This window comes from Bordetella pseudohinzii, assembly GCF_000657795.2.
GTDB classification, from domain to species: domain Bacteria; phylum Pseudomonadota; class Gammaproteobacteria; order Burkholderiales; family Burkholderiaceae_B; genus Bordetella; species Bordetella pseudohinzii.
In genome coordinates this window covers 1-3907 of record NZ_JHEP02000034.1, presented here as the reverse complement: position 1 = coordinate 3907, position 3907 = coordinate 1, and the positions used below count along the sequence as shown (strand labels likewise).

General features: G+C 67.2%; 3 protein-coding genes and 1 pseudogene. All 4 read left to right on the top strand.

What is annotated here, in order from left to right; genetic code table 11:
• A pseudogene (locus tag L540_RS21950) lies at nucleotides 1-395 on the top strand (methyl-accepting chemotaxis protein); the annotation flags it as partial.
• A gap of 82 nt (nucleotides 396-477) precedes the next feature.
• A complete protein-coding gene (locus L540_RS21095; RefSeq protein ID WP_048026760.1) occupies nucleotides 478-2259 on the top strand; it encodes a methyl-accepting chemotaxis protein in 1782 nt (593 codons plus the stop codon).
• Between the two features lie 70 nt (nucleotides 2260-2329).
• On the top strand, nucleotides 2330-2761 hold the full coding sequence (locus L540_RS21090; RefSeq protein WP_043212029.1) for a hypothetical protein: 432 nt from the start codon (nucleotides 2330-2332) through the stop codon (nucleotides 2759-2761).
• A 119-nt stretch (nucleotides 2762-2880) separates the two neighbouring features.
• Nucleotides 2881-3907, top strand: a 1027-nt coding sequence (locus L540_RS21085; RefSeq protein WP_048026758.1) for a Tar ligand binding domain-containing protein, incomplete at its 3' end; no start/stop codon positions are given.

Here is a 3907-nt window from a genome sequence, read left to right as displayed (position 1 = left end):
AGATGGACGAGGTCACGCAGCAGAACGCCGCCCTGGTCGAAGAAGCGGCCGCGGCCGCCGGTTCGCTGCAGGAGCAAGCGCGCCAACTGGCCGATGCCGTGGCGGTGTTCAAGATTAATGCGGGCGAGGTCATCGATGTGCCGGCGCGCCAGCTGGCGCGCGCAAGCGCCGCGCCGCGGGTGACGGCCGCGGCCGACGCCGCGCCGGCCGAGCCCGCCCAAGCGGCGCAGCTGACCCGCCTGGCCACGCGCCCGGCCGGCGCCGCTGCGGCCGAAGGGGCGGCCACGCGCCGCGCGGCGCGCCGTCCGGCATCGGCCAATGGGCATGCCCAGGCCGATGGCGCCGCGCGCCCCGTCCGCAAGGCGGCCGCGGATGAGGATTGGGAGTCGTTTTAAACCGCCAGGCGTCGCGGGGCGGCGCGCATGACAATCGCCGGCCCCTTGGGGGCCGGGTTCAGGGTGGAAGGATGCATCAAAAATGTTAGCAAACTTGAAGGTTCGTACGGGGCTGTTGCTGGCGTTATTGGTCCTGGCGCTGATGGGGCTGTTCGCCATTGGCTTGGGTTGGAGCGCCATACATAAGGCCGACGAAGCCCTGGACATGCTGGACAGTGTCAGCGTTCAGCAGAATGTGCTGATCAAGGACGCCTACAGCCAGATGCTGCGCGCCACGGTGCGCGCGGACATCGCGGCCGCGCAGCGCGCCTCCGGCGATGAGGCCGGGGCGGCGCAGAACGTCAGTACCGTGCGCGAGCTCAATGCCGACGCCGCGCGCAAGATGGAGGCCTTCCAGTCCATTCCCAAGCACGATGACGAAGGCCGGCGGATGGAGGCCGAGGTCATGGGCAGCTTCAAGGCCTTTGTCGCGGCCCTGGGCGAAATGATGGCGGCGCTGGACCGGGGCGACCACGCCGCTTATCTGGATATCAAGAACCGCAAGGCGGGCGCCGCCAGCGCGGCGTTTGCGGCCAAGCAGCAGGGGTTCTCCGAGCGCATCCAGAAAATGAGCGCCGACACGCTGGCCGGCGTGCGCCAGGCCAGCCGCATCATGACCTTGCTCTATGCGGCCATGATCGTGTTGATGGTCATCGTCGTGGCATCGGCCTTTGTCTACATGACGCGCGCCGTCGTGCGGCCCTTGCAGCGCGTGGGCGAGCATTTCGAGAAAATCGCCTCGGGCGACTTGACCGGGCGCGTCGAGGCCCGCAGCGCCAACGAGATCGGTCAGCTCTTCGCCGCGCTCAAGCGCATGCAGGAAAGCCTGACGCGCACGGTGTCCTCGGTGCGCCGCGGCGTGGATGAGATCCATGTGGGCGCGCGCGAGATCGCCGCGGGCAATACCGATTTGTCCAGCCGCACCGAAGAGCAGGCCGCCTCGCTGGAGGAGACGGCCGCCTCGATGGAGCAACTGGCTTCCACGGTCAAGCAGAACGCGGACAATGCCCGCCAGGCCAACCAGCTGGCGGCCAGCGCCTCGGATGTGGCCGAACGCGGCGGCGCCGTGGTCTCGGAAGTGGTGCAGACCATGGAGGGGATTTCGGCCAGCTCGCGCAAGATTTCGGAGATTGTGTCGGTCATCGACGGGATCGCCTTCCAGACCAATATCCTGGCGCTGAACGCGGCGGTGGAAGCCGCGCGGGCCGGCGAGCAGGGCAAGGGTTTTGCGGTGGTGGCGGGCGAGGTGCGTTCACTGGCGCAGCGCAGCGCCCAGGCGGCCAAGGAGATCAAGACGCTGATCGAGGACTCGGTGGGCAAGGTCGCGGCGGGTTCGCAGCAAGTGGGCCGCGCCGGGGCGACGATGCAGGAGATCGTGGCCTCGGTCAAACGGGTGACCGACATCATGGGCGAGATCGCAGCCGCCTCGCAGGAGCAATCCAGCGGCATCGAGCAGGTCAACCGCGCGGTCACGCAAATGGACGAGGTCACGCAGCAGAACGCCGCCCTGGTCGAGGAGGCGGCGGCCGCCGCCGGTTCCATGCAGGATCAATCGCAGCGCCTGGCCGAAGCGGTGGCGGTGTTCAAGATCCAGGCCGGCGAGGTCATCGATGTCAGCGCCCAGCGCCTGGCGTCGGTCCGGCCCAAGGCGGTGGCCGCCGAACCCGCGCAGGACAAGGCCGAAGCGGCCCCGCCCGCGCGGCGTCTTGCCGCCGCCGAGGGCGCCGCCACGCAGCGCCGCCGGCGCGCGGTCGAGCCGGCCGCCGAGCCGCCGCGGCCCGCGGCCGCCCGGCGCGGCGCCGATGAAGATTGGGAATCGTTTTAAACCGCCCGGCCCCCTGGGCTGGCAGTGAGGGCGGATCAGCCCTTGGGAGTGGGATGCCGTGTTCAAACAGATGATGGCCTGGTGCCTGACCGCGCTGCTGCTTGGCGGCTGCGCGGTGTCGGGGCACAACTTCGACGGGGGCAAGTTGTCCACGCTCACGCCGGGGCAAAGCAGCCTGGATGACGCGGCGCGGGCGCTGGGCGCCTTGCCTGACCAGATCTACAACCGGCCCGACGGCAGCCGGGTGGCGCTTTGGCGGTCCCACATCACATTTTTGACTGACGGCTTCTATAGCAGGAAGGAGGCCTTGTTGCAGTTCGGGCCGGACGGCCGTCTGGTCAGATTGTTGGATAGCACCAACATCCTGCTAGAGCCCTGGGAGCGTGAAAAGCTCCTCGGGCCACCGCCGCCGCAGACCGCGGCGGTCTCGGGCCCCGCCGCCGCGGCGCCCGGGATTGAACTCATCGTGATCCCAGGGCCTGGAGAAAAACCGGCCCGTTAATCACGTCCGCCGCTAGACCGCTACCCTTCGGAACGGTCGGCCATCGCCCCAAGCCTTCCCTGAGGCCGGTGCGGTGGCTTGCTCATTTTTGTTGCTTTATCAGAAGGACGGGGAAGTTAATGGAAACCAGTTTCGAATCCGAGGCCAAGCCGACCAAGACCAAGAAGCGGTCGCGACCCTCAAAACAGAAGCAGAAGCGTTCATTTTCCTTGCGCAATGCGCATGTCGGCACCCTGTTGTTGTGCCTGCTGGGCTTTTTCGCCCTTTTGATCGCCGCGCTGGGCGCGATGGCGGCATACTTTCTGCAGCAGAACTACCAGGCCGTGCAGCAGATCAACGATCTGACCGACCGCGCCAAGCAGGTCGAGATCATCAACAGCGACATGCTGCGCGCCCGTGTTTCGCTCATGGTGGCCGCGCGTCATCTGCAGGAGTCCGGCTGGGGCAGCGGCGAGAACTCGGGCCAGGCCGCCACCAAGACGCTGAAGGACGCCACCGATCTGCTCAACGGGGTGCGCAACCGCTTCAGTGAATTCCAGAAGAATATGCTGGAGGACGATACCGGCCGCCAGCTGTCCATGAATCTCGTGCGCCGCTACCGCTCGTATATCGACGACGGCGTGGACACCATGGTCGAGGCCTTGCGCAGCGAGGACTACTCCACCTTCTACATGGTGAACAACGAGTACGGCACGCCGCGCAGCGCGGCCTTCATCGAGGCCATTGGTGAGTTCTCCAAATACATCGGCCAGCAGCAACAGGAGACCATAGACTATGCGCGCAAGAGTTTCGAGAGCGCCATCGTGGCCGTGGTCGGCGCGGTGCTGCTGGCGCTGGTGCTGATGGTGCTGTCGCGCATCGTCTTCGGCCGCCTCGTCGTGCGTCCCTTGCTCGAGGCCGGGCAGCATTTCGACCGTATCGCCGGCGGGGACCTGACGGCGCGGGTGGAGGTGCGCAACAGCAATGAGATAGGCCAGCTATTCGCCGCGCTCAAGCGCATGCAGGAGAGCCTGACGCGCACGGTCTCGACGGTGCGCCGCGGCGTGGACGAGATCAACGTCGGCGCGCGCGAGATCTCGGCGGGCAATACGGATCTGTCCAGCCGCACCGAAGAGCAGGCCGCCTCGCTGGAAGAGACGGCTGCGT